Raw genomic sequence first — 905 nt, 5'->3', positions numbered from 1 at the left:
GAGATAGAGAATTTTCTCTGCGACCTCGTCTGTAATCTTTGGTTTTACTTCTGGGAGAACATAGTCTTTTGAAATCTCTTTCCAGGTTCTGCGAATTTTTACAGAGTTTATGACGCTCTTACTGACGCCAGTATTTCTGTAAATGAACTCCGCACTCTTATTCAAGGATAGGAGTTTGAAAACCTCATGTATTTGCTCTGTGCTGTAAATCGAGTGATATGCTTCTTCCCCCTATAGGGAAGTTACCAGCAAGAACTCCGTGTTGAGAGTTCTCTTTTGGTGTAACCCACTCCAGATTTTCAATAGTGTTATTCTGCCGGTTAGAGTCGATGTGGTTCACAATCGGCTTACCGTAAGGGTTTTCTACAAAGACTAGAGCTACTGCGCGATGTACATAAATACCTCGCAGCTTCTCCCCGTCCCACACGTTACACCTGAGATATCCGTCCTTATCTGTATATGGTGTGTAGATCGTGACGGTTAAGGTACTCTTTATTTGAGAATCACTATTTACTTGAGCAAACTCATAATTTGGGACTATATAAAACATTTTGACCTCCTTGGTTAGAGAAGATCGGGCCTTCGCTGCGGATCACCCAATCTTGTTACTTAAAATACAAGTGTACCACACTTTTAAGTAAAATCAAGCTCTAAGGGCTTTCCCGCAATTAGATAGGTTTGCTATCCAAATTTCTTCAGATAGGGGCTACTTATGTTAACCCGGCATACTTTCTGCCATCTGCCTTCTACATTATCTTCGGAAGAGTTCGCTACTACTCTTCCCGTTCTCTTATGAACTGCTGCACATCTCTGTGCAGATGAGACTATATCTTAACCTACAACATTACTTGTTTAGGTTTCTCCTATTTCCACCACCAATAGCTTGTGGTGTACTCCTTTTCGGG

The 905-nt window shown here is 41.5% G+C and carries 1 protein-coding gene; it reads right to left on the bottom strand.

Annotated elements, in window-relative coordinates; genetic code table 11:
- Positions 1 to 184 precede the first annotated feature (184 nt).
- Entirely contained in the window at positions 185 to 550 is a 366-nt protein-coding gene (locus tag J5M73_RS30890) for an HNH endonuclease signature motif containing protein (RefSeq protein ID WP_207816846.1), read from the bottom strand.
- Positions 551 to 905 lie beyond the last annotated feature (355 nt).

Origin of the sequence: Pseudomonas sp. 50_B, assembly GCF_017491625.1 — a bacterium.
Classification (GTDB): domain Bacteria; phylum Pseudomonadota; class Gammaproteobacteria; order Pseudomonadales; family Pseudomonadaceae; genus Aquipseudomonas; species Aquipseudomonas danubii.
This window is presented reverse-complemented; position numbering and strand designations above follow the sequence as displayed.